18 protein-coding genes are annotated in these 21898 nt (G+C 40.5%); 10 read left to right on the forward strand and 8 right to left on the reverse strand.

Annotated elements, in window-relative coordinates:
• Positions 1 to 959: 959 nt before the first annotated feature.
• Positions 960 to 2282 (forward strand): serine hydrolase, encoded by a 1323-nt coding sequence (locus tag NLP_RS01940; RefSeq protein WP_104904910.1) that lies wholly within the window; start codon positions 960 to 962, stop codon positions 2280 to 2282.
• A 224-nt stretch (positions 2283 to 2506) separates the two neighbouring features.
• On the opposite strand, the gene NLP_RS01945 is transcribed toward NLP_RS01940, so the two are convergent.
• Positions 2507 to 4660 (reverse strand): cytochrome-c peroxidase, encoded by a 2154-nt coding sequence (locus NLP_RS01945; RefSeq protein ID WP_104904911.1) that lies wholly within the window; start codon positions 4658 to 4660, stop codon positions 2507 to 2509.
• Between the two features lie 279 nt (positions 4661 to 4939).
• Here NLP_RS01945 and NLP_RS01950 point away from each other — a divergent pair, with 279 nt between their 5' ends.
• Together NLP_RS01950 and NLP_RS01955 are read left to right on the forward strand one after the other, a co-directional pair.
• On the forward strand, positions 4940 to 5860 hold the full coding sequence (locus NLP_RS01950; RefSeq protein ID WP_104904912.1) for a DMT family transporter: 921 nt from the start codon (positions 4940 to 4942) through the stop codon (positions 5858 to 5860).
• A 501-nt stretch (positions 5861 to 6361) separates the two neighbouring features.
• Positions 6362 to 8071: an alpha/beta hydrolase gene (locus tag NLP_RS01955; protein WP_104904913.1), complete on the forward strand. Its 1710-nt coding sequence runs from the start codon at positions 6362 to 6364 to the stop codon at positions 8069 to 8071.
• 112 nt (positions 8072 to 8183) lie between these two features.
• Here the strand turns inward: NLP_RS01955 and NLP_RS01960 are convergent, their stop codons facing one another.
• Together NLP_RS01960 and NLP_RS01965 are read right to left on the reverse strand one after the other, a co-directional pair.
• Entirely contained in the window at positions 8184 to 8627 is a 444-nt protein-coding gene (locus NLP_RS01960; protein WP_104904914.1) for a type II toxin-antitoxin system PemK/MazF family toxin, read from the reverse strand.
• The gene (locus NLP_RS01965) at positions 8621 to 8863 is read right to left on the reverse strand and encodes an AbrB/MazE/SpoVT family DNA-binding domain-containing protein (protein WP_104904915.1); all 243 of its coding nucleotides are present in this window, start codon (positions 8861 to 8863) and stop codon (positions 8621 to 8623) included. The genes NLP_RS01960 and NLP_RS01965 overlap by 7 nt, the downstream gene beginning before the upstream one ends.
• Positions 8864 to 9175: 312 nt before the next feature.
• Between NLP_RS01965 and NLP_RS01970 the strand changes: the two genes are divergently transcribed.
• The 4 genes from NLP_RS01970 (at position 9176) to NLP_RS01985 (ending at position 15564) form a co-directional block, all read left to right on the forward strand.
• Positions 9176 to 11551 carry an ATP-binding protein gene (locus tag NLP_RS01970; protein WP_104904916.1) on the forward strand — a complete coding sequence of 792 codons (2376 nt, stop codon included), beginning with the start codon at positions 9176 to 9178 and terminating at the stop codon, positions 11549 to 11551.
• Between the two features lie 52 nt (positions 11552 to 11603).
• On the forward strand, positions 11604 to 12077 hold the full coding sequence (locus NLP_RS01975; RefSeq protein WP_104904917.1) for a response regulator: 474 nt from the start codon (positions 11604 to 11606) through the stop codon (positions 12075 to 12077).
• Between the two features lie 306 nt (positions 12078 to 12383).
• Positions 12384 to 14204 (forward strand): ATP-binding protein, encoded by a 1821-nt coding sequence (locus tag NLP_RS01980; protein ID WP_104904918.1) that lies wholly within the window; start codon positions 12384 to 12386, stop codon positions 14202 to 14204.
• Positions 14205 to 14904: 700 nt separating this feature from the next.
• A complete protein-coding gene (locus NLP_RS01985) occupies positions 14905 to 15564 on the forward strand; it encodes an alpha-ketoglutarate-dependent dioxygenase AlkB family protein (protein ID WP_104904919.1) in 660 nt (219 codons plus the stop codon).
• An 89-nt stretch (positions 15565 to 15653) separates the two neighbouring features.
• Here the strand turns inward: NLP_RS01985 and NLP_RS33970 are convergent, their stop codons facing one another.
• Positions 15654 to 15827, reverse strand: coding sequence for a hypothetical protein (locus NLP_RS33970; protein ID WP_199784740.1), 174 nt, complete (start codon positions 15825 to 15827; stop codon positions 15654 to 15656).
• Between the two features lie 123 nt (positions 15828 to 15950).
• Between NLP_RS33970 and NLP_RS01990 the strand changes: the two genes are divergently transcribed.
• Positions 15951 to 16328 carry a hypothetical protein gene (locus NLP_RS01990; protein WP_104904920.1) on the forward strand — a complete coding sequence of 126 codons (378 nt, stop codon included), beginning with the start codon at positions 15951 to 15953 and terminating at the stop codon, positions 16326 to 16328.
• A 218-nt stretch (positions 16329 to 16546) separates the two neighbouring features.
• A complete protein-coding gene (gene truB / locus NLP_RS01995) occupies positions 16547 to 17431 on the forward strand; it encodes a tRNA pseudouridine(55) synthase TruB (RefSeq protein ID WP_104904921.1) in 885 nt (294 codons plus the stop codon).
• Between the two features lie 300 nt (positions 17432 to 17731).
• On the opposite strand, the gene NLP_RS02000 is transcribed toward truB, so the two are convergent.
• The 4 genes from NLP_RS02000 to NLP_RS02015 form a co-directional block, all read right to left on the reverse strand.
• Complete coding sequence (locus NLP_RS02000) at positions 17732 to 18511, reverse strand: hypothetical protein (protein WP_104904922.1); 780 nt, start codon at positions 18509 to 18511, stop codon at positions 17732 to 17734.
• A gap of 215 nt (positions 18512 to 18726) precedes the next feature.
• The gene (locus NLP_RS02005) at positions 18727 to 19563 is read right to left on the reverse strand and encodes a CheR family methyltransferase (RefSeq protein ID WP_104904923.1); all 837 of its coding nucleotides are present in this window, start codon (positions 19561 to 19563) and stop codon (positions 18727 to 18729) included.
• Positions 19564 to 19605: 42 nt separating this feature from the next.
• Positions 19606 to 20142 (reverse strand): hypothetical protein, encoded by a 537-nt coding sequence (locus tag NLP_RS02010; protein ID WP_104904924.1) that lies wholly within the window; start codon positions 20140 to 20142, stop codon positions 19606 to 19608.
• Between the two features lie 184 nt (positions 20143 to 20326).
• Positions 20327 to 20893: an HD domain-containing protein gene (locus tag NLP_RS02015; RefSeq protein ID WP_104904925.1), complete on the reverse strand. Its 567-nt coding sequence runs from the start codon at positions 20891 to 20893 to the stop codon at positions 20327 to 20329.
• 255 nt (positions 20894 to 21148) lie between these two features.
• Here NLP_RS02015 and NLP_RS02020 point away from each other — a divergent pair, with 255 nt between their 5' ends.
• Positions 21149 to 21889 carry an LmeA family phospholipid-binding protein gene (locus NLP_RS02020; RefSeq protein ID WP_104904926.1) on the forward strand — a complete coding sequence of 247 codons (741 nt, stop codon included), beginning with the start codon at positions 21149 to 21151 and terminating at the stop codon, positions 21887 to 21889.
• Positions 21890 to 21898 lie beyond the last annotated feature (9 nt).

Genomic DNA, 21898 nt, shown 5'->3' on the forward strand with positions numbered 1-21898 from the left:
GTTCGCCAAAATAACAAATGGGTTCGCCAAAATAACAAATGAGTTCGCCAAAATAACAAATGGGTTCGCCGAAATAACAAATGGGTTCGCCAAAATAACAAATGCGTTCGCCGAAATAACAAATGAGTTCGCCGAAATAACAAATGGGTTCGCCAAAATAACAAATGGGTTCGCCAAAATAACAAATGGGTTCGCCGAAATAACAAATGCGTTCGCCGAAATAACAAATGCGTTCGCCGAAATAACAAATATAGCGGTTCTCAATTGCGGGAAATACAGATATAACCCCCAGCTCCTTCCCTGCGTTCGCGCAGCGTCTCGTAAAGAAGAGAGGGAAGGGGAGTAAGCCTCAAAGCCTCTCTCCTTTTAGACTACGGTGTACACACAGTTAAATTACCCCCCTCAATCCCCCCGATGCATTGGGTGGAAGCCGGAAATCTAGTTTCCTCACCAATGCATCGGGGAGGGTTAGGGTGGGGAAAAACCCTGGTTAATCAGCTGTTTCCGACTTGTGTGTACACCGTAGCCCCAAGGCATCGGGGAGGGGCGGTTATTGGGCTTTAGACAAAACCGGGGTGGGATGACGCGGTGAGTAACCGTAAGTGAATGAACTCAATATCAGCCCCTACGCGAAATCTATATGTATTAGGGTTTTAGTGAATGGGCTTTACTTTCTCTCTCTACAAAACATAAGTTGGAAACATAATTAATCCTTCGCTCGTCCTTCCGCTAGATTAACAATTTCTATTGTTGTCAACTCACACCATAAATAAAACTGTCAGCGATTTACTTTTAATAAGTAATGATGATTTATCGTGCTTATCTAATCTCAAAACTCATCTCAAAAAATAACTCACCGAGATTTATGACTTTTTCTCCGGAAGTTCAGCACAGTCATCAGAAAACAATCTAAGTAAACCTGATTAGTCGATCCTTACTTGCACACCCACATTCACAAAATGAAATCACATCTACTGGCGATTGGTTTAAGTAGTTTGGTTCTAGTTGCAGGACAAGCTAAAGCGTCACAATTACAGTCTTGGTACTATGATTCTAGCCAAAATCAATTAGACTTAACTACCACTTCGGGAATAGAACCAAAAGCCTTTTTATTAGATAATCCTAATCGATTGGTGATTGACTTACCTGGAACTAATTTTAATTCTGATACTGTCAAACAAAGTTTTGGTAAGGCGGTGAAAGAAATTCGCCTCGGCAAACCAGACTCTCAAACCACTCGTTTTGTCGTCGAGTTAGCTCCTGGTTATGATGTTACTCCCCAAAATATATCAATTAAAGGAGATTCCCGTTCTCATTGGATTTTCAAATTCAATTCATTTAACCGCCAAAGTAATCCCATTGTGGGAGAAAACAGAGAAGATATTGCCATCAAATCCACAGATGCATCGACATTTGCTGGAGTTGTGAATCTTGGTCAAGAAATGGTTGGTATCACTTCTCAGATTCGCAGTTTGTTAGCAAGTTATAAAACATTGAATCCAGGAATATTTTTCTTGGATTTAGATACAGGAAACTATATAGATATTAATGGCGAAAAAAGATTTGCTGCTGCTAGTACAATCAAATTTCCCTTATTAGTGGCTCTTTTCCAAGAAATAGATGCAGGTAGAATTAAACTCACCGATAAATTAGTGATGCGGCGCGATTTAAAGGTTGGTGAATCTGGAATTATGCAATACAAACCTATCGGCACTAAATTTAGTGTCCTGGAAACTGCTACCTTGATGATGACAATCAGCGATAATACCGCCACAAATCTAGTTCTCGATCGCTTGGGTGGTGCTGCAAAAGTTAGTCAGCGTTTTCGGAGCTGGGGATTGCAAAATACAGCACTTCGGAATCTACTTCCAGACATCGCTGGCACAAATACAACTAGTTCTAAAGATTTGGTCAGATTGGCGGCGTTAGTTTCTAATAATCGTTTGTTATCCCCAACTAGCCGCAATCAAGTTTTAGGCATTATGCGCCATGTCAAAACCAATAGTTTACTACCAGCTGGTATCGGACAAGGAGCTACCATCGCCCACAAAACTGGTACGTTGAGATTTATCATTGGTGATGCGGGTATTATTCAAATGCCCAATGGCAAAAGCTATTTAGCAGGTGTTTTGGTGCAAAGACCAAACTACGATCCCAAAGCTGGAGATTTTGTCCGTGAAGTTTCCAGAAGAGTCTATAATTACCTAGACAATACCAAAATTAGCAATATACAACCGATACTTGGCGATGCCTCCGGCGGGCTACGCCTACGCACTCGTTAGTCAAGCGATCGTCTAGTCCACCAGATCAACTTTGGCGGGTGAATAAGTTCGTAGTAAGGACTTTAGTCCTGGATTTTTAAGCACGCTTTGTGCTGACTACAAACTGATCATATTTAAATCGGACAAACTACCACCACTATTGCACCAAATCGCAAAAATAGGGACGTACATCTGTACATCCCTACATATCTATCTGTATTCAGGTATTTCGTCGTGAAATGAGATTAACTCAGGAAATTTGGTGTACCACTATTACCATTCCTACCAACAGCAGGAATTTCCACTGTGTCATCTTTAGCTTTACCAGTGCCGTCATTGACAACGTTATTAGAGTTACCCACATGTCCATCAGGGATAAACAATTGTGGATGGTCAAAGGGCGCTTTATCATACCGAACTCGGTCATCAGTCAGCCCTTTTAAAAAGGCGACCAATTGCTGTTTTTCTTCTGGTGAGAGATTTAGCGGCGGAAGTACTCCAAAATCACCACCCCGATTGTAAAAATCAATCAATTGCTCTAGAGTCGCCTGACCTCCATTGTGGAAGTAGGGAGCAGTGAGTTCCACATTGCGAAGTCCAGGTGCTTTGAAAGCTCCTTTTGCAAACACAGTTTCACTGGAATTCAACGGTGGATTAAGGGTTGGGGGGTTTTCGCCAAGGAGATCCTTAAATTTGCCCAACTGAGCCAATCGTGCCTCTGAAAGCGGATAACGTTGACTGTTATTCTGCACACCGTCATTACCACCCAAGCCGGGGTCGTCTGTGGGCGGTCTGACACCGATATTGAAGAAACCAGTATCTTCAGGGGATTTTGTCCCGAACGGCGCACGTTTGATTCGTCCGTCTTTAGCCACGCTGCTTACTGAAGCCGCTGTTAATTCTACTCCAGTGTGGCAAGCAATACACAGTGCTTTGCCCTCAAACAGTCCTTTCCCTTGTTGTTGCTGCGCGGTTAGAGCGCTGGTGTTTCCTTCCAAAAAGCGATCGTAGGGCGTATCATTGGCAATGAGTGTAGACTCGTACAACTGAATTGCCAGCCCAAAGAATAGCGAGAAGTTGTACTCTAGCAATGTGTACTCATTAGTCTCCAAGGAGCGATCAAGTTTCTTGATGACAGTGCGTTTACCGTCAGCGTCAATTTGGATGAGTTGATTAGACTTCCACCACTCAGGCTTGAAGGCATCTTGAATCATTAGAGTGTAGGTTCTATCTCTAAGTCCAGGTTTAGGCGATCTACTATATTCACCTAAAACGCTGTCTTGTGGATGAACAAGCTGTTTATCTAGTGGTCTAAGAGGTAATAACTTTTTCGCAAGTTTTCGAGGGAGCTTTTTACCCTTACTAACGCTGAGGGATCTTATGTCAATTCGCCCGAACTTATCACCAATTTCTTGAAAAGTGCGACCATCTGCGGACGACTCAAAGGAACTAAGTGGCGGCCCAACTGCTTGGGATGCCAAAGACGAGTTCTTCAGGCTGACTTTCACAAATTCTAGATTACTAATTGGGTTTACAGCCTTGGCGATAGCGGCATTAGGATCTCTTAAACCGAAGGGATTCACCCCATTAAAGATGTTTTGTGCCCTTCCATCCCAAAAGTTACGGAAGTTGAATGCGGCATTAATCACGGTTGGCGTGTTACGCGGCTCGACGCGTCGCACATTGATACTTCCCACGTGAAACACCGGATCTGGCTCGTTTGTAACTTTGTCTTCTGCATTACCAGGTGTGACATCCACAAACTTCGTATTGAAGATCCCCTGAGAAGAAGTGACATCGTTACTGTCAGATACAATAGTCGTAGGATCATTTGGGTTTGACAGCTTGTGGAAGGGAAAATCTTCTGGTTTGAGCTGATAGTTTGGTAGCCCGCCGATATTAAAAACTGAATCTGGATTCTCTGTACCATCGGCGTTGACCCGCAAAAGCCCAGGAGCGATCTGATTTTTGGATCTGTTGTCGGCTCCAGCATGGAAGTGACAACTCGCACAGGAGGTCTTTCCATCGCTCCCAACCTGCATATCCCAAAAAAGAGTCTTTCCTAACTTGATTGCAGCTGTTTTGTCTTTTACGAAGTCTCCAAGATTGTCAGGTTCTGGAACCGATACGCTCTTGAGCGAAACTGGAGACGGGCCTGTAACCTCTGCTGATACAGTATTTCCGGCTATTACTGCTACCAGAATAATGGCAGCAATTGTTATAGTCCTTGAAAATCTCGATCTCAAGTAGTTGGGCTTGCCATATCTGAATCTCCACTCTTGCCGCTTTATTTTTGTCACCAAAGATTTGAGCAAAAATCGACCTCTTGAGGTCAGCAGTAAGCAACTTGATAAGGCAGTGGTCAAGATTACTAAGCTGATTATGGGTATAATCCCCATAGTTGTTTTATAAAGTAACACCGAGATAAAGTATACATTTACGAGGAAGTTTGAAATTTAAGATTCATGTAAAATAAGCACATAAATTACGAATTTTACGTGAACAAAAAAAACACCCTCTTTCGGCTACGAATAATAAATTAAGTTGGATCAGTAGATTATTTTATATTGAATTTGCATCAACTAAGCTATTAATATATTTTCTCAACAAGAGTTTGATAAAATCAGTTAGGTATATCTCAAACTTATTATTAGCCCTACTTTGTGTAGGAGATTTAAATGTTACTACATCAAAGTTCTGGTCGGTGGCGCTTAGGGCTAGCGTTATCGCTATTGACGGTCTTATTGTGGGGAATTTTACCTATTGCCCTAGCAGTAACTCTGCAAGTACTTGATGTCTATACCGTTATTTGGTTTCGCTTTTTGGTATCATTTATACTGCTTGCTATGTATTTAGGGATACGCGGCAAATTACCAAAATTAGGACAACTGCGCTCTGCTTCTGGAAAATTATTAGCGATCGCCACAATATTCTTAGGGATTAATTACTTTTCATTTACCCAAGGTTTAGCATTAACATCGCCTGCTAATGCTGAAGTTCTCATTCAATTATCTACCCTTTTATTAGGTTTCGGAGGGTTAGTAATTTTTAAAGAACGTTATCGGCTGTCTCAATGGATTGGCGTTAGTGTAATGATTTGCGGTTATCTTTTATTTTTCCACGAACAACTAACGAATTTAATTACAGCACATGGCACATATATACTAGGTAGTGTTTTAATCGCGCTAGGATCGACAGCTTGGGCTATTTATGCTTTGGCACAAAAGCAGTTATTACAATCTTTATCTTCCACCAGCATCATGTTGATCATTTATGGAGGCTGTGCTTTATTATTCACTCCTCTAGCTAAAATTAAATCACTTTTTATACTTGATACTTTCCATTTAGGAATGTTGATTTTTTGTGCCTTAAATACCTTTATCGCTTACGGTGCTTTTTCTGAATCATTACAACATTGGGAAGCATCACGAGTAAGTGCAGTAATAGCTTTAGCTCCCATTGTGACATTAATATCAGTCGCGGTTGTATCAGTTATTGCACCTTCTTGGACACCACCAGAACACTTCACCCTCATAGCAATATTTGGAGCGGGTTTAGTAGTTACAGGTTCAGTAGCGATCGCCTTGGGAAAAAGCTGATTAATTGCAATGTTTTTCCAGATTTTTACTAGATTTTTCAGCTAGTGATTTTGTGCAATATTCAAAGCTACAACATAAATACTGAGGCAGACTATTTTTTATTTGTTATGATTTAATAGTGAAGGCAAACTACTGAAGTCAGCCAGATACTTTATCCATCTGCGTGATTTTGTAGTATTTAATTGTTGACTTTCTAGCCGAAATATCCTTGAATAAGAATTCAAAAATCTGAATTTAGGAGTCAGAATACATTACTAGGGAATTAGGAATTACTACTTTTTAAAACTACCAAAACTAAGATTTAGTAGGGATTTCAAACCCATCATTATAAGCAAGCTACATTCGCAATTCATACATAATTTATCCTGATTTATAACTCCTGACTCCTAAATTCTGTTTTGATAAAATTGAGGCTAATAACTTTAAGTAAATTAAGCAGGGCGCCCGAATAACTACCAAAGCCAACACCCGATAAAACCAGACCACCGAAATAGTTGAGCGATGAATAGTTTGTTTGGTAATTGGGCCAGCACCCTCAGAAAAAATTCTTTATTGCTGGTTCTTTCAATGGTGCTGCCAACATTTGGAATTAGTAATTCCGTCTTGGCAGCAGAGCGGATTTATGCATCTTATTCAGCTTTGGAGCTTTCGATTTCAGTCACGACTTTAGAGAACTACGCCAAAACAGGTGTAATTAACGAAGACTTAGCAGCCTATCAGCAATATCTGCCTTTAGAACAGCTTCAAGAATTGCGGCGGATTTTACTTAATCGTGTGAAAGTTAGTCCGGTAGTAGTTTCGCAACTTCTCTACACACCGCAAGGAGAATTTTTGCTGCATCGGTTGGCGCAAGTGATTAAAACTAGTCAACCAGAACCAGAATTGGGTACTTTGCGTTCGGCGCTAATTTTAGCCTCTGGTGAATCGGGAGGCTTGACACTTTTAAATGTGTTGCGTAAATATCCCACCAGCAGCATTCGCCTTGATGTCGCCGAGACTTTGGAAATAGGTACGGAATTAGAGGGACTTGTTAACCAAACCCATCGGGCGATCGCAGCTGTTTCCCAAAAGTCTAAAATAGAAGCTGATAGCATTTCCCAACCAAATTTCTCGCAATTGCCCGATTTAAAGGTTCCGGGAAAATTTAAGTCGCAAAAATACACCCTGAACTTTTTCGACTCAACCCGCAATCGGCTTTTATTGACTGATGTTTACATTCCCAATGTCCAGAAAACTGCACCGGTAATTGTAATTTCTCACGGCTTGGGTTTAGACAGCAGTAACTTTCAATATTTAGCTACTCATCTAGCTTCTTACGGATTTGCTGTCGTTGTTCCCAATCATCCTGGTAGCGATGCGAAACAATTGCATTCTCTGTTAAAAGGACGCGCCATTGAAGTAGCAGAACCAAGCGAATTTCAAGACCGACCAATGGACATAACATATATACTGAATCAATTGCAAAAAGGCAATCAATCTGATTCACGATTTAAAGGTCGCTTAAATCTGCAACAAGTTGGAGTATTTGGTCAATCTTTGGGAGGCTACACAGCCTTGGCCTTGGCAGGCGCTAAAATTAACTTTCAGCAGCTAAAACAAGACTGTCAACCAGCAGCACTGCAAAAAACCTGGAATATGTCTTTACTGCTCCAGTGTCGCGCTTTAGAATTGAGCATTAGCAAGTCTGGCAAAGATTATAACCTGCGGGATGAGAGAGTGAAAGCTGCGATCGCAGTTAATCCCATTACTAGTTCGATTTTCGGCAAAGCTGGTTTAAGTCAAATTAAAACTCCAGTGATGATTGTCAGCAGTAGTGATGATACAGTTGCACCAGCTTTATCCGAGCAAATTTTACCTTTCTCCTGGTTGGCAAATTCCCAAAAGTATCTCGTCATGCTTGTTGGTGGCACACACTTTTCCATCATTGGCAATGCAAACCCTGCAAATCAACAAGTAGCATTACCTGCCGATATGATTGGCGATGCTTCTCAAGCACGTCGTTATATGAATGTTTTAAGTTTACCTTTCTTCCAAACATACATTTCAGGAAAGCCGCAATACACACCGTACTTGAACGCCGCCTACACTCAAAGCATTTCTAGTAAGTCTCTTGGTTTGAGTCTCGTCAAGTCATTGAATACAACCGAATTAGCGCAATTATTGGATATTAAAGGAGCCAAACTCGTAAAAAAAAAGTTCCCAACACCATAGTCAGCTTCGGATTTTGGATGTTGGATATTGGTGTTGCATTGCTGCATGTGATGATTTTTATTTGATTTGTACGGACGTAATTAATTACGTCTGTATAAGTTTATTTGCGTCTTTATAAAATTAGAGGCTCAATTTTTGCTTGGATTTCTTCAATTAGCTCTTGTTCAACTTTCTCGACAAACAAAACCTTTCTAACTTTCCAGTCTAGTGATTTGATCTGATCGGCTAGCACCACGCCACTGGTTATTATTCCGTCAGGAAGCGGAACCTCAAAGTTAAGACCTTTTTTTTGATTAGTAATTGGACAAATTAGAACTATAGAAGCCATTCGATTATATTTTAATGGCGACATAACTAAAAAAGGACGATAGCCCATCTGCTCACGCCCTTGAGGTTTTAGTTCAGCATTAAGTGTTTCAGCAATATCTTCAAATGACATTCCTGATGTTCTCAGGGCTAATACACGTCGGATCGAATCAGCCGTAATTTGCTTTGTAGTTCCGCAGTCCAACTTGACAATATCACCTCTATCTGGAATGTATGGTTTAACTACCAAACTTCATTCCCCACAGCAGATCCAGTATCTATTTCAGAATGGAAATTATCTGGAGTCATACCTTCCAATAATTCATCAAGCGTATATTTTTTTCGCTGCTGCGGCGTGATGACAATACTATTGCCTGAAATGCTGAAAGTTATGTCTGTCCCCTCTTTGACATTAACTTGTTCAGCCAAAGCTTTCGGAAGTCGAATAGCTAGGCTGTTTCCCCACTTAGCAACAACTATAGTCATAAGTACCTCAAAATAAATGCTTTCTTAGACAATTTCACACCCAAACATAAAACTTTCAAAGCTTGACACGCCTATTTTAGACTATTTTACGTATCTACTTTGAATATACCATAATTTGTATTTTCGCTATGTTACGGAAGCCTTGCCACCTAATTACACCATGTTCTAATTATTTGCACTTGGCTTAATTACTGTAAAAACTGTAACCAGCACAGATATATACGATCGCATTCATACTTCTCGACATATACTTTAAAGAAATGTGACATTTAATTGCGCTATTGTAAAAGTCAGCTTTACATAAGTTCAGTTATGAGCCAGCCTGAATATACTACAGCCCAAGCTAATGCCCTGACTAACCACGATCGCAAACCTATTCACATACCTGGCTCTATTCAACCTCATGGCGTTCTCCTGGCACTCAGTACTCAGCTAGAGATACTGCAAGTTAGCAACAATACCCAAGTGTATTTGGGCAAAGCTCCAGAAGATTTGCTCAGTCAACCTTTGAGCTATTTACTTGACCCTCAGCAAGTGGAAATTGTCAAGCAGTGCTTAGTAAAAAAGATTGGCAGTGCTAATGCTTTTAAAGTACTAATACATACTTTATATGGGGAAATATACTTTGATGCTATTGCTCATCGTACAGAAGAAGCTGTGATTCTGGAGCTAGAACCAACTGACTCGGAATCTGAGGTGAGTTTCTTAAACTTTCATAGTTTGGCGAGTGAAGCGATCGCAAAAATGCAAAGCACATCTAATCTGGGAGAATTTTTGCATCTGGTCGCTGAAGAAATCCAAAAAATCATCGGTTTTGATCGGGTGATGGTCTATCAATTTGACCAGTCAGAAGCGGGTTCTGTTGTTGCAGAAGTTAAACGGGAAGATTTATCACCTTATTTAGGACTCCACTATCCCGCTACAGATATTCCAGCGCAGGCTAGGGAGTTATACACGCGCTGCTTTTTGAGATTTCTCCCCGATTTGACTGCCGAACCTGTCAAACTAGTTCCAACGGAAAATCCGACAACACATCAGCATCTTGACTTAAGCTACTGTCTGCTACGGAGTTTTGATTGGTGTTGTACTGAATATCATCAAAATATGGGAGTAAAAGCTCTTTTGGTGATTTCACTTATTCAAGAGCAGAAGCTTTGGGGATTAATATCCTGTCACCATCAAACACCAAAGTATATTTCTTACGAAGTCCGCAAGATGTGCGAATTTTTGGGACAGATTGCGTCTTCAGAGTTAGCGCACAAAATCAGTTACTCGGAATGGGATTATAAAGTAAAGCTCAAATCGCTACAGTCTGATTTTCTAGAATCTATTTCCCAAGCCGACAATTTTATCGATGCCCTAATCAAACCGGAAATCCGCTTGTTGGATCTTGTTAGTGCTTCAGGAGCGGCGGTTTGTCTAGATAATGAAATTAACCTTGTGGGGACAACACCGAATATTGATGAAGTTAGGGCGCTGATTGAATGGGCGGATACTCAAGTTAGTGACAACCTGTTTTCTACTGATTCTCTGCCGAAGCTTTACCAAGAGGCGCTGATATTTAAAGATACTGCTAGTGGCTTGTTGCTACTGCGGATTTCTAAAGTCCGGCGCTATTACATCCTTTGGTTTCGCCCCGAAGTTATCCAAACAGTACACTGGGCAGGAAATCCACAAAAATCCATGCAAGCACAGGCAGATGGTAGCTTTACCCTGTCTGTACGAAAATCCTTTGAACAATGGCAAGAAACGGTTAGATTAACTTCTCTACCCTGGAAACCTTGTGAACTTGACAGTGCGATCGCTTTGAATAATGCGATCGTTGGTATTGTACTCTCGAAAGCGGATGAATTAGCTAAAATCAACCTGGAGTTAGAGCGCAGCAACCAAGAACTAGCATCCTTTGCCTACGCCGCTTCCCATGACCTCAAGGAACCTTTGCGGGGCATTTATAACTTCTCGACAGTGCTGCTAGAAGACTATGCCCAAGTATTAGATGATGAGGGAATTGAGTGCTTGCAAACAGTAGTCGCCTTGTCTGTACGCATGGAAACTCTGATTAATGCTCTGCTGCGGTTATCGCAGTTAGGACAAGCACAACTGCGTTTGCAAGCAACTGACCTCAACGAATTACTCAACCAAGTAATTGACGTTTTTCGTGCTAGTCGCCAAGACTCTGAGCTTGTGGATATTCGCATTCCTCGGCCTTTACCAACAGTTTTATGCGACCGAGTTCTCGTTAATGAAGTCTTCAGTAATCTGCTTGGGAATGCGTTCAAATACAACGATAAGGCGGAAAAATGGGTTGAGATTGGCTACTTTTCTCAAGAAGAGGCAGAGGGGCAGAGGTCTATGGCAGGAACCCCTAACGCTGACCGGGGGGGCAGAGGTCTATGGCAGGAACCCCTAACGCTGACCGGGGGAGCAGAGGGGCAGGGGGAGACAAGAGGAATAACCCATGCCCCATGCCCAATCTTTTATATACGCGATAACGGTATTGGAATTCCAGAGCATCACCTAAAAATCATCTTTAGATTATTTAAGCGGCTCCACTCTCAGGAAAAATACGGTGGAGGAGCAGGTGCGGGACTAGCTATTGTTAAGAAGATTGTTGAGCTTCATAACGGTCAAATTTGGGTTGAATCTAACGTAGGCATTGGCTCGATGTTCTATTTTACGCTGCAATAGTTTAAGATAATGACTAAATATATATTTTTGTTAAGTTCTTTTAAGACCACGAATGACAAAAAAACTTCATGAACCGCTGCTCGTTGTTGAGGACAGCAATGAAGATTTTCGGATGCTACAACGTCTGATGCAGCGTATGTCCGTCCAGAACCCCATACACCGTTGTACTAATGGAGATGAGGTTTTAGAGTTCCTTTCTCAACAGGGAAACAATGCCTACGCTCAAGACAAAGACCTACCCAATTCTAAAGTAGCATTACGACCCTCTGTAATCTTGCTCGATCTCAATTTGCCAGGTATTGATGGCCGTGACATTTTAGATCGGCTCAAGCAAGACAAGAGTTTCAAGGGAATCCCCATCGTTGTTTTTACCACATCATCTAACCCCAAGGATATTGAATTGTGCTACCAAAAGGGCGCAAATGGATATCTGGTAAAACCGATGGATGCTCAGGAACTAAAAAAGACGATCCAGGCGTTTGTGGACTACTGGCTTGAAGCCAATACACCGCCAGTCTTCGATTAATTTGTTTATTTATTTTCTATTGATGAAGCAGTAGGGACAAAAGGACAACAAGAAAGACGGCTCACAGGGCACAGCCATATTTTCCTCTTTGAGTCACTGTGTCTACTTATCTGTTGTAGATGAGTTTTCTGATCGTTCTGTTTTTCCGACTGTGTTCAACTGCTTGTATTGCTTTAAAATCACTAAAGAATTTAGATTTTATTTATTTATTTATTTATACTACTTTTATATTAGTTTTAGAATTATGCAATAAAAACACAATCTGGATAAAAGGGATCTACATCGCTCACTGATCCTCATAACCTTATGTTGGACACATGGACGCTACTTATCATCGATGATTGTGCCGCAGATCGGAAAATCTATCGTCGATATCTTTTGAAAGATCGGCATCAGTCCTACAAGATTTTGGAGGCAGACTGTGCAGAAGAAGGACTTGCTTTGTGCCAAAAAGAACGCTGTGATGTCATACTGCTGGATTTTTGCCTACCTGATATGAGTGGGTTAGAACTTTTCGATCGCATACAGCAGGAGATATTTAAGACTTCTGTCCCCGTGATTATGTTGACAGGGCGCGGCGATGAAGAAATCGCTGTGCAGGTAATGAAACGGGGTGCTTTAGATTATTTAGTCAAGCAACATTTGACACAGGATGTGCTGCAACTAGCAGTCCGCAACGCCATCAAGCAATCGTGCTTGCAAGCCCAACTGATCAAAACTCAAGAGCGACAACGCCTAATTGCCACAACTGCTTTACGAATTCGCCAGTCTCTTAATCTAGAGCAAATTTTGAATACGGCTGTAGCCGAGGTACAGCAACTTCTGAAGTGCGAACGCGTGATAGTGTATCAGTTTGCCCCCGATACAGATGGTAAGATAGTTGCCTCATCAATTGAGTCATACCGTACTGTGGCATTGTGCGATCGCGTTGGCACTGGGATTGGGGAGCATACTTCGACTGCGCTCAGTAACCAGGGGAGCAGCACTTCGGCTCCCTTCTCTACGAGAGGCTGCGCCAACGACTACCAAGAGGGCAAGTCGCTCAGTGACCAAGGGGAAGTTGCAGTAGGTCTTTCCCCTGTGCCCCTGTGCCCCTGTGCCCCTGTGCCTCTTATGCCCAATCCACAATCTCCAATCCCTTATATCTATGAGCTTGGCTTGTGTAATTGTGTCAACCTAGAAGAGCAATTTAATACTAAGGCAAATCTGGTAGTTCCGATTAATCTGAGCAACAATGGGAACCCAACCCCCAAGCTTTGGGGTTTATTGATTGCTCACCATAATTCTGGGGAGCGAGAGTGGCAAACTGATGATGCAGAAATGCTCAATGAAGTATCAGTGCAACTAGCAATTGCTATTCAACAGGCGGAATTGTTAGCCCAAACTCAAGCAGCTCTTGCCAAAGAAAAGCAACTCAATCTATTTAAATCCCAAATAATTGCAACGGTTTCCCATGAGTATCGAACGCCGCTAACTTCAATTCTGGCTGCTGCATCAACTTTGGTAAAACATAGCCAGCAACTGGATGAGTCTAAACAACAGAGGTTCTTGGGAATCATTGAACAGAAAGCAAGGTATATGTCCAAACTCGTGGATAATATGCTTCTGGTTAACCAACTTGAACTGGAAAAACCCAAGCTTAAGCCAATCTCTGTCGATTTACTAGAATTTTTTTCTGACCTCATTGAACAAGAGCGAGAAACAGCAAATGAGCGCCACGAATTAATTTTTAAAATTACTGGTAATAATCATGGATTTTGGGGCGATCGCGGACTTTTGCAGCAAATTTTTATTAACTTAATGTCCAATGCAATTAAGTACTCTCCAGATGGAGGTAGTGTAGAATTCCACCTGATCGGCAAAGAATCAGAAGCAATTTTTTACATCAAAGATCGGGGAATTGGTATCCCGATGGCAGATCAAGAAAATTTATTTCAATCCTTCAGTCGTGCAAGTAACGTTGACACCATTCCTGGTACAGGTTTAGGGCTAGCGATCGCTAAAGCTTGTGTCGAGTTACATGGTGGCAATATTGCCTTGTCAAGTGAAGTAGGGCAAGGAACTAAAGTTACAGTTAGCTTACCAAAGATGTACCCAACAAATAAACTATCTTCATCATCTACTTGACTTGTGGCAATTTGGTTATCAGTTATCAATTAATTTCCGTACTTAAAAGCTTGTCATTACTAGGACTTACGCATTGACACAAAATACATAGTATGTAAGGCTTTAAAAACCACATCTGTCGTAGGGGCACAGCAATGCTGTGCCCCTACAGCGCGGGTTTACTGATCATCAAAGAACAATTAATAAAGGCTAAAACGACCTATTTTCGTGAAACATACTATGATTAATTTGTACAGTGCGTAAGTCCTAATTACTTACATTTTTGTAACAGTAAAATTATCCTGCTGTCCCACATTTAGCCCAGAACTTAAGTTCAGCGGCTCATAACTCAAGTCTACTCAAGAGAACTTTAGGATAAGAGAGGGAATTGATTAAGAGACGGGTTGGCAACGAAGCCAGAGATTAAAAAATGTGGGTAACGAGAAAAACTGTATCAACTAATAATTAATTGCTTTGAAGGAAACAATCGTATTATTTGCACAAGTCCGTCACGATATGAAGCAAACTCCAGAATAGATACTTTTTATAATTTATTCGACAATTTTCCTAAAGTTCAAGATTCATTTCATACCAGTATAGCAATTACCAAAGAAGTTTTTTATGTTAAAAGTAGTAAATTTGAAATCAGAGAAATAAAAAAATATGAAAGACAGTTTACTATAAAACTTTTAAATAAGCTTTTACAAAAAATATATCAGCTATGAATACAATTCAAGGTGACTTATTTTCTGGGTTTGACTCTGCTATCAATGAGCCAAAGAATAGTGCAGAGAAAGAAGTCTTATCTATGCCAGATGCAGATGTGATTTTCTATCGTAATTTTTTCAATCAGCAAGAGAGCGACGAGCTTTTTCAAACCTTGTTTAACGAAATCAAATGGCGACAAGACAAGATGAAGATTTACGGTAAGGAAGTAAACTTGCCAAGAAAAACTGCTTGGTATGGAGATAGAAACAAGTCATATACATTCTCAGGTATTCATCTCGAACCAGAACCTTGGACACCTACATTGCTACAAGTAAAAGAGAAAGTTGATGAAATTGCAAAAGTTAAGTTTAACAGCGTTTTGCTCAACCTTTACCGAGATGGAAATGATGGAATTTCCTGGCACACTGATGCTGAACCCGAATTAGGTAACAATCCTGTAATTGCTTCTGTTAGTTTTGGTGGAGTAAGAAGGTTTATGTTTAGGCATAAGCACGATAAGGATTTGAAAGCAGAAATTGAGTTAATACATGGCAGCCTCCTTGTTATGGCGGGAGCAACGCAGCATTTTTGGCAGCATCAGATCCCAAAAACATCGAAGAAGGTTCAACCAAGAATTAATCTAACTTTCAGGGTAATTGGTCATTGCCGTTGATGATATTTGGAAACAATCATTTGCAATATACAGCCTCCCTTACACAGTAGGAAGGTTTTTCTATATTCAATAAGTTATTGAACAATTAACTACACACCCTCATCTAGTGCCTTCTGAATAGCTTGACGGCAAAATTCAGGCGGGTCATCCTTAGCTTTAACCGCATCCTTCATTTCCTTAGTGACACGAAAACTAAGCTGCTGATTTAGTTCTTTACTTTGTGGATTACCAAAATTTTCAGGTTTACCCTTGCGGTCAGACATTGTTTAGAGATGTAAATATAGCTTTAGACCGACGAAACCATCGGTGTATAGTTTTAACTCGGTGAGCGTACTGTCTGGAAAACTTGTAACTCACCGATACCACTTTTGAGAAATGGTAACTCTATGTTTACACGTTCGGAACTCGAAATCAAAACCATCAAAGAACTTCATGACTTATGCTTACGCTACGGTATCAAACCAACTGGGAATAAAGGGTACAAGACCTCATGGATTACATCTTTGATGGTATTCCCTCGAATGGCATTATCTCAATTCGAGACAGGTAAAGGGTTAAAACCTCCTACCTTTGCTTTCATGCAAGCACTGAGTAACGCTATAGATGAGATAAATGCTCCTACAGATGAGCAAGCTGCACTGATCAAAATCACGATGGAAGGAAAAATCATGAATTACCCAGATAGGTACACCCAAGAAAAACTGCTAGCTTTGCATAAAGCAAAAATGTATCTTGAAATGGCGATCGGGTTACTGAGTCAGTAATCAATAGGGTTAGGATAAGATCATTTGTCTATCGATAACGCTTGTAGAGACGTTCCAATGCAACGTCTCTACATAACACAACACCCCACCAATAACCTTAAACGAACGAGCATTTTATGAGCATGATTAACGAGTATGATTTTATATTTATGCTGAAATTAAGATATTTGAGCATTAGATGAGTATTTGAGACAGAAAAAAATAAAACTATTGCTATTGTGTTACTTCAAGGTTTTCTCAACTTAAACAAACCATTTGACTGGACTTCCCACGACTGCGTAGCGCGGGTGCGAAAATTGTTGCGCCTCAAACGTGTGGGACACGCAGGAACCTTAGATCCAGCAGCTACTGGGGTGTTACCGATCGCACTTGGTAAAGCCACAAGATTATTGCAATATCTGCCAGAAAACAAAGCTTACAAGGCTACCATTCGGCTGGGTGTGCGGACTACAACTGATGATTTAAAAGGTGAAATCATCACTTCTCAAGCTTGTGCTGGATTGAGTTTGGCAGAGGTTAAAACTGCACTGGCACAATTTGAAGGCAAGATTGAGCAAATACCACCGAATTACAGTGCAATTCAAGTGGATGGCAAACGTCTCTACGACTTAGCACGCCAAGGGAAAATAGTAGAAGTTCCAGTGCGGACAGTGGAAATTTTTCAGATAGAAGTTTTGGACTGGAGAGAAGGAGATTTTCCCGAATTGGATGTGGCGATCGCCTGTGGATCTGGTACATATATTAGAGCGATCGCTCGTGACTTAGGTGCAATCTTAGAAACTGGTGGCACTCTTGCGGCTTTGATCCGTACCCAAAGCAGTGGTTTCGATTTAACAGATAGTCTCACTTTCACCGACTTAGAAACTAAATTGCAAGGCGGGACATTTCAACCTCTTACCCCTGATGCAGCCTTACAACATTTGTTGTCTGTGACTTTACCAGCAACATCTGCTCAAAAATGGTGTCAAGGTCAGCGAGTTTCTCTAAATTCTGATGTTACTGGGATAGTGCGAGTTTATCAAGAAGAGACTCGCTTTTTAGGTGTTGGACAATTACAAGATGAAGTGTTAATTCCTCAAATGGTTTTTGAACCAATTTCTTGAACAGGACTTACGCAAAATCATGAAAAAACGAACCGCAAAGGACGCAAAGGACACAAAGGAACAAGAGTTTCAGAGAGTTTTTGCATAAGTCTTATTGAAGAAGAATTCAGAAGTCAGAATTTAGGAGTGTAGCCGGAGACACCCCGCCTCCGGTAAGAATCAAAATGTTCTCTACAAGACCCTGCGTGTAGCTTGGTTTGTTCGCTGCAAGGGTAGGCGGATTCGCTACCCTTGCGCTATCCACCAGTCGCACACAATTTAATTCTGAATTCTGACTCCTGACTCCTGAATTCTTTATTGTTAAACCAAATAACTTGTATTAGGTACGATCGCAAAGAAGGCATACTCGTACCAAGCAGTCCAGATGAAACTGCGAATCCATCGCTGACGCTTGTCGAGACTCAATTCATATTCAAACGCGCCACGAGATACATCAATAGAAGATAGATGAGAGTTGCAACCGCAGCCATGCTGATAAGTAAAACCATATTGAGAAGCAATACTTTGCACCTTCATTTGGATAGCAAACACCTTACCTGCATGGAGTATGGCATCCCAAGCACGTTTATGCTCAATATCGCGCCGATCATATCGCAAGGCTCGTTCTTCAAAAACATGATCGCGGTAAATTGGTGCTAAATGCACGTGATAAAAGCTAGCAGGTAGTTCATAACCAAATTCATTGAACAAATCTATGCCAATACGAGCCACTTTTACTTCATCAGCGTAATCGATTCCTTTTGACTCCACATCACGGAGAATTTCTGCAAAGTTCGGATAGCTGTGTTTGAGAAAGTCTTGCCCAAAAAACTCTAAGGTTTCCCATGCTAGTTGTGCAAATAACTGGGAAAATGATGGTATTAGGTGAGCTAGTTGGGGGCGATCGCTAAATAAATCAACATCGCCATGTTCTAATTTATACAAAAATAACTGTGCCATCTCAACATAGCTTTGGGGTTGGGAAAGTCCAACGCTCGTGGTTCCTCTAGCAATGTCTTGCCATGTAGAAGGTAGTTGAGAAATATGAACCGCATTTTCTCCAGCAATGACTGCAACAGCAGGACATTCGAGAAGTTGCATCGACAATCTCCTTTAAGACTTTAATGTGTAATTTACCTTAAGCGATCGCTAAATTTATCTTATGAACACAATAAAAAATGTTTGACAGACTGTCTTTTGACAGCGATATCTACAATGGGCTACGCCTACGCAATTTTATTTATAATTTTTGGGGCATTGGGCATTAGTTATTTTAGGATAATTCCTAATTCAGTTCCCTACTCAAAGCACTCTCTTCACCCACCTGCTATTTTCTTATATATTTTTTCACCCTTAATTAACTCTTCGTAGTACTGCTCATAAGAGGTGAACCTGATAGATTCTTGTCTTCCTAAACCTAAAATACCAAAGGTGCAAAGGCTATTATAAAATAGTTCATGTACCCGCTTTTGAAGTACCTGATTAAAATATATGAGGACGTTACGACAAAGAATCACATTAAACTCATTAAAAGAACTATCAGTGGCTAAATTATGCTGGGCAAAAACAACATTTTCTCTTAGGGACGACCGAAAAATAGCATTATCATAAGCTGCTGTATAATATTCTGAAAAAGACTTCTTGCCGCCTGCTTTCAGATAAAGATGAGTATATTCTTGCATCATTTTCAGCGAGAAAATCCCACTTTTGGCATTTTGTAATACCTTCTCATTCGTATCAGTGGCATATATGCGGCAACGGTGGTAAAGTCCTTCTTCTTGCAGTAAAATTGCCATTGAGTAGACTTCTTCACCAGTTGAGCATCCAGCGTGCCAGATGCGAATAAACGGATAGGTTTGTAAGAAGGGAATAACCTGATTTCTGAAGGTATTATAAAAGCTGGGATCGCGAAACATTGATGTTACATTCACTGTCAAAGCAAGCAAAAATCGTTCTAAATAGGGACGATTGTGGAGTAACCGCTCTTGCAATGCAGAAACATTTGCTAACCCTTCTAATTGCATGAAGCCCTGAATACGACGCTTGAGTGAGGAAAGAGCATAATTGCGAAAGTCATAACCATAGTACTGATACACACCCTCTAAGAGCAGGTGTATTTCTATATCCTCCAAGAGCGGTTTTGGCAGAGACATAATATTCATAATTCATCATTCATAATTCATCATTCATAGGTTTCAGTTTAACCAAGTGGCTTTTACTACTAAAACAGCGATCGCAATTATTGAAATTCCGGCTAGCCATCTTACCTGATAGCGCAGATTTTTAATCTCTTGGCTCAGATTTTCTGTCTGTGGTATGGAATATGGTTCCAGTTTTACAACTTCGATAGGTACTTGTTCGGGTGTCTTTTGAGGCTTTTCAAAAGAGACTTGCGTATGTAACCAATTAGTAATCAGTTGGGGACAATTTTTTTTAAACCAACTTAAAGCTAAGGTTTTAAAAACTGGTTTGGACATTCGGGCAATTAATTTCATCACCCTATTTAAGGGTTTCAAGCGAAGCTTTTGATTGATCAGATTCACTGAACCAACATCATAAAGACAATCCAGAATTAGTTTCACAGTGGCTTCTTCACTGTTAATCAAGTTTTGCAGTAAAAGCAGAACATCATGCATACGCTCTGCTTCCATATACTTTTCTGCCAAGTTTTCTGGAGGACTTACAGAAGGATTTACAGTTGGATTTAGGGTGTTTTTTCTTACTATCGTCATATTAGTAACTTAGCAGTCAGAATAATATCAGTACACCTATCTACCGAGAGAAAGATTTTTTATCTAGAGAGAGAACCTAAAAGCCAAAATTTATTCGTGAGATACATCACTATATTGTGTCTGTAAAAAAGCTATTTATGTAATTTTTGTAAATCTTTTATCTACTTCTGGGGGAATAAAATTTTTATTTAGATGCTAACACCTCAATTTGCGAAATCACCCGTTCTAATTCTTCAATAATTACAGGACTTTCAGTCTTTTTAAAAGCATCTACAAGCGCCCGATAATACCAAAGAGTGCCTTCTTTACGCCCATGAAAACGTTCCCAAAGTGATTCGCCCAAAATGCGATAATCTTTGAGAATAGATTGGGCATTGTAAAGTTTATCCGCTAATGACACAAGCAGAACTGATGGAGAAGCAGTAGGAATATGGGCAATATATGCCTCCTTGCGCTGTCGCCAAGGGGGTTTTGGAGTTGTATCAGCGTCAGTACAACCATCTACAATTGCCGTTACATTGTCACCAAAGCGACGGCGAATTTCTTCTCGTGTTGCAGCACCACCTTGGTCTTCGATCGCATCGTGTAACAGAGCTGCGATCGCTTCATCTTCATTTGCCCCGTATTCTAAAGCAATACTGGTGACACCTAATAAATGGGCAATATAGGGGACACCTGAACCTTTACGAACTTGGTTAGCGTGAAGTTGGGTAGCGTAGGTAAGGGCTACGGTAAAACGTTCGGAGAGCATTGTATAAAAAAAATCCAGCAGTCAGAAGAATTTAACCGAAATATTGGGTTTGTGTCAATTTTATAACAAATCGCTCCAAGTGCAGAGGTAATAAAAGATGAAAGGGGTATAGAGGTAAAATTTCAATTTAAAATTTGAAATTAGTTAGATAGACAACATTTAAATCTACATTCCATCGCCAGATAGATAAAACTCTGCTGTTAGTTTATTAAATTTACTCAAGGATGTACTTTAAATTAGGAGTTAACTTACATAATGTCAGACAATCCTGGATTAGGAGAGCAAGCGCTCAATAAAGCGGCAGAAATAGGATTATCTAGTCAATTAGATGAAGTAGAAAATTTAGATGTAGACATCAAGACAGACCCGCTGAAACTGGTTCAGGGAGAGGTGGATGAAGTCACGATTGAAGGTGAAGGTTTAGTTATGCAGAAAGACCTTCGCATAGAGGAATTTGAAATGCAAATGACTAATGTTGCTATTAATCCTCTAAGTGTGGCTTTTGGCAAAATTGAACTCACTAAACCGACTGAAGCTCATACACGGGTTGTATTAACCGAAGCTGATATCAATCGTGCTTTCAACTCAGAATATGTGCGATCGCAATTGCAAAGTCAAAAAATACATATTAACGGACAGCTGACGACTATTGAACCTCAAGAAGTGGAGTTTCGATTACCGGGTGATGGGAAAGTAGCACTGAATGCCAGCATCAAATTAGTAGAAACTGGTGAAAATCAGCAAGTTGCTTTTTCCGCAGTTCCTAAAATTAACAGCAATGGAAAAAGTGTGACTTTGGAAAATATTGAGTATGGCGAAAGTGAGGAAATATCGCCAGATTTGACAAAAGCTTTGGTAGATCAAACTAGCGAAATTTTGAATTTAAGTAACTTTGATTTAGAAGGTATGACTCTAAAAGTCAATCAACTAAAAGTAGAAGTAGGCAAATTAATCTTACAGGCTGAAGCTCATGTGGAAAAAATTCCTTCAGCTTAAAAATGTAAC

The organism is Nostoc sp. 'Lobaria pulmonaria (5183) cyanobiont' (assembly GCF_002949795.1).
GTDB lineage: Bacteria > Cyanobacteriota > Cyanobacteriia > Cyanobacteriales > Nostocaceae > Nostoc.